The following is a 3,454-nucleotide window of genomic DNA, read 5'->3' as shown; positions in this document are numbered from 1 at the left end:
CAGCGCCGAGTATTCACCCAGGCTGTGGCCGGCGACCAGCGCCGGCCTGGCGCCGCCTGCGGCCAGCCAGGCGCGCCACGCCGCCACGCCGGCGGTCAGCATCAGCGGCTGGGTGTTGACGGTGAGCGCGAGGCGCTCGGCGGGGCCGTCGCAGACCATCGCCCAGAGGTCCTCGCCGAGCGCCTCGGAGGCCTCCGCGAAGGTGTCACGGATCACGGCGGACTCGCCGTAGGCGGCCATCATGCCGACCGACTGCGAACCCTGGCCGGGAAAAACCAGCGCAAACGCCATGCTGTTCTCCGCTTGTGTCAAAAGTGGGAAATCGGGAAACGACGCTCAGAAATCGATCAGGGCCGCGCCCCAGGTGAAGCCGCCGCCGACGCCCTCGACCACGATCCGGTGCCCCGGGCGCAGCATCCCGGTGCGCACCGCCTCGTCGAGCGCGAGCGGGATCGACGCCGCCGACGTGTTGCCATGGTGGTCGAGCGTGGTCACCACGCGCTCCATCGGCACGCCGAGCCGCTTCGCGGTGGCCTGGATGATGCGGATGTTGGCCTGGTGCGGGATCAGCCAGTCGATGCTGGAGGTCTGCACGCCGGCCGCGTCGAGCACCTCGTTGGCGACGTCGCCGAGCACCTTCACCGCGAACTTGAACACGGCCTGTCCGTCCATGCGCAGGAAGGGGTCGCCGATCACCTGGCCGGAGGCCACGCCGCCAGGCACGCACAGGATGGGGTGGTGGCTGCCGTCGGCATGCAGCGCCGAGGCGAGGATGCCGGGACACTCGGAGGCCTCGAGCACGACCGCGCCGGCGCCGTCGCCGAACAGCACGCAGGTGCCGCGGTCGGACCAGTCGAGGATACGCGAGAACACTTCCGCGCCGATCACCAGCGCGCGCTTGTTGCTGCCCGAGCGGATGAACTTCTCGGCCACGCTGAGCGCGTAGATGAAACCGCTGCACACCGCCTGCACGTCGAACGCGGCGCCGCCGTTGCGGATGCCGAGCTTGGACTGCACCAGGGCGGCGGTGCTGGGGAAGATGTAGTCGGGCGTCGAGGTGGCGACGATGATGAGGTCGATGTCCTCGGCCTCGCAGCCGGCCGCCTCGATCGCGCGCTCGGCCGCGACAAGGGCGAGATCGCTCGCGCCCGTGTCGGCCGCGGCCAGGTGGCGGCTGCGGATGCCGGAGCGGCTGACGATCCACTCGTCCGAGGTGTCGATGCCGCGCTTGACCAGGTCGTCGTTGCTGACCGGGTCGCCCGGCAGGTAGCTGCCGGTACCGGCAATCCGTGCGTAGATCATGCCTTCACCTCGTTCATGCTCGCCATGCGTTCGGAGATGCGCTCGATGAGCCGGTTCGACGCCGCCTCGGCCGCACGCGAGAGCGCGTTGCCGAAGGCGAGCATATCGGCCGAGCCGTGGCTCTTGAGCACCACGCCGCGCAGGCCGAGCAGCGGCGCACCATTGTAGAGACGATGATCGACCCGCTTCTTGAAGCGCTTGAGCACCGGCATCGCCGCCACCGCGAGCAACTTGGTGAACAGCGTGCGCTTGAACTCCTGCTTCAGGAAGGCGCCGATCATCTGCGCCAGGCCCTCGGAGGTCTTGAGCGCGACGTTGCCGACGAAGCCGTCGCAGACGACCACATCGACGGTGCCTTCGTAGATGTCGTTGCCCTCGACGTTGCCGTAGAAGTTGAGACCGCTGTTGCGCAGCAGCTCACCCGCCTCCTTGACGACGTCGTTGCCCTTGATGACCTCTTCGCCGATGTTGAGCAGGCCGACGCTGGGGCGATCCTTGTGCTCGATCGCGGCGACGAGCATCGCGCCCATGACCCCGAACTGGAGCAGGTGCTCGGCGCTGCAGTCGACGTTGGCGCCGAGGTCGAGCACGTAGGTGTGCCCCTTCATCGACGGCAGCACGGTGGCGATCGCAGGGCGGTCGATGCCCGGCAGAGTCTTGAGGACGAAGCGCGAGATCGCCATCAGCGCGCCGGTGTTGCCCGCCGAGACGGCGGCGCTCGCCTCCCCCGCCTTGACGAGGTCGACCGCGACCCGCATCGACGAGTCCTTCTTGTTGCGCATGGCGATCGCGGGCGGATCATCCATGGCCACGACCTCGGAGGCCGCGCGCACGCGGATGCGTGCGCCAAATTCGGTGTTCGCGTTGCCGAGCAGGGGCGTGATCGCCTCCTCCCGCCCGACGAGGATCGCGCTGGCCTGGGGATGGCTGCGCAGGAACTCCAGCGCGGCAGGCACGGTCACGACCGGGCCGTGATCACCACCCATGCAGTCGATCGCAATGGTGACACCCATCGGGTTCTCGCGTGGTTACAGGTTCTGGGAGCCGGAAAAAAGGCGGCGCCGGCGCAGTGCGCCCGGCGCCGCCCTTCGGCATGCAGGCAGCAGGATTACTCGCCCTTGCCCTTGGCGACCTTCTTGCCACGGTAGAAGCCGCTCGGGCTCACGTGGTGGCGCAGGTGCGTCTCGCCGGTGGTGGGCTCGACGGCCAGCGCCGGACCGGTGAGGAAGTCGTGGGCACGGTGCATGCCACGCTTGGAGGGGGACTTCTTGTTCTGTTGAACGGCCATGAGTAAAGCTCCTAAGACAAATATCGCGCCTAGTTCGCGCTGTGACTGCCTCGCAGCGACGCCAGCGCAGCGAAAGGCGATTCCTTCGACGCACCGCCTTCGGGCTGCGGCGCATCACAAACCTGGTGTCGCGGGGCGATCGGCAGGGCGAGCAGGATCTCGTCCTCGACCAGGGCCAGCACGTCGAGCTCGCCATCGAGCTCGATCGCATCGACCTCGTCGTCCTCGAGCTCATCCTCGGGGATCGGCTGACCGGAACGCACCGGCTGCAGCACCGAGTCGACCTGCACCGGCCACGCCATGCCGCCGAGGCAGCGCTGGCAGCACAGCTGCAGCTCGCCCTCGACCGTCAGGCGCAGCCGCGGCTCGGGCGCTTCGACGCCTTCGACCATCGAGCCCTCGACCCGCCACGAGACCTGCCCGACGGACGACGCGAGCGCATCCGACAGGCGCAGCATGTCCGCGACTGCGCCGACGCCTTCCAGCGTGCGCGCCTCCGCGGCAAAACGAAACGGGTCGGGGATGATCCTGGACGGATCGCCATGTTGCGACATAAGCCGCGCATGATAATATTTTTCGCATCTGCCTGTAAAGGCTTCATTCGATTCGGGAAGCGTCTCCCCGCGCGCACCCTCTCCTTACTCCTCTCCTCACTCCTCTCCACGCCATCCAGCGCGCACACGCCCCGGCCAGCCCGCGGGGGGTCGTGCGCAACGAACCCATGAAGATCGTCCTCGCCTCCACCTCCGCCTATCGCAGGATGCTGCTCGAGCGCCTGCAACTGCCCTTCGAGACCGACCGCCCGGAGACCGACGAGTCGCCGCTGGCCGGCGAGGCGCCCGCCGCCACCGCCGAGCGCCTGGC

Annotated in this window: 6 protein-coding genes; 1 reads left to right on the top strand and 5 read right to left on the bottom strand. The window is 68.5% G+C overall.

Annotated elements, in window-relative coordinates; translation table 11 throughout:
- The 5 genes from C667_RS21190 to C667_RS21170 all read right to left on the bottom strand — a co-directional run.
- Nucleotides 1–291: ACP S-malonyltransferase (locus C667_RS21190; protein WP_004382908.1), on the bottom strand; the 291-nt coding region annotated here is incomplete at its 3' end.
- Between the two features lie 45 nt (nt 292–336).
- Nucleotides 337–1,302 (bottom strand): beta-ketoacyl-ACP synthase III, encoded by a 966-nt coding sequence (locus tag C667_RS21185; RefSeq protein WP_004382906.1) that lies wholly within the window; start codon nt 1,300–1,302, stop codon nt 337–339.
- Nucleotides 1,299–2,315, bottom strand: a complete 1,017-nt coding sequence (plsX, locus tag C667_RS21180; RefSeq protein ID WP_004382904.1) for a phosphate acyltransferase PlsX — start codon at nt 2,313–2,315, stop codon at nt 1,299–1,301. Before plsX ends, C667_RS21185 begins: the two co-directional genes overlap by 4 nt.
- A gap of 95 nt (nt 2,316–2,410) precedes the next feature.
- Nucleotides 2,411–2,590 carry a 50S ribosomal protein L32 gene (gene rpmF / locus C667_RS21175; protein ID WP_004302736.1) on the bottom strand — a complete coding sequence of 60 codons (180 nt, stop codon included), beginning with the start codon at nt 2,588–2,590 and terminating at the stop codon, nt 2,411–2,413.
- A gap of 29 nt (nt 2,591–2,619) precedes the next feature.
- A complete protein-coding gene (locus C667_RS21170) occupies nt 2,620–3,144 on the bottom strand; it encodes a YceD family protein (protein WP_004382902.1) in 525 nt (174 codons plus the stop codon).
- Between the two features lie 167 nt (nt 3,145–3,311).
- Here C667_RS21170 and C667_RS26610 point away from each other — a divergent pair.
- On the top strand, nt 3,312–3,454 hold a 143-nt coding region (locus C667_RS26610; protein ID WP_004382900.1), incomplete at its 3' end, for a Maf family protein.

The sequence above is a fragment of the Thauera phenylacetica B4P genome (assembly GCF_000310225.1).
GTDB lineage: Bacteria > Pseudomonadota > Gammaproteobacteria > Burkholderiales > Rhodocyclaceae > Thauera > Thauera phenylacetica.
Note: the sequence above shows the minus strand (reverse complement) of the source record. Positions and strands in the feature narration are given on the sequence as shown.

Coding starts and splice junctions, on each gene's coding strand:
- C667_RS21185 (WP_004382906.1), bottom strand. CDS start 1,302: ATGATCTACGCACGGATTGCCGGTACCGGCAGCTACCTGCCGGGCGAC.
- plsX (WP_004382904.1), bottom strand. CDS start 2,315: ATGGGTGTCACCATTGCGATCGACTGCATGGGTGGTGATCACGGCCCG.
- rpmF (WP_004302736.1), bottom strand. CDS start 2,590: ATGGCCGTTCAACAGAACAAGAAGTCCCCCTCCAAGCGTGGCATGCAC.
- C667_RS21170 (WP_004382902.1), bottom strand. CDS start 3,144: ATGTCGCAACATGGCGATCCGTCCAGGATCATCCCCGACCCGTTTCGT.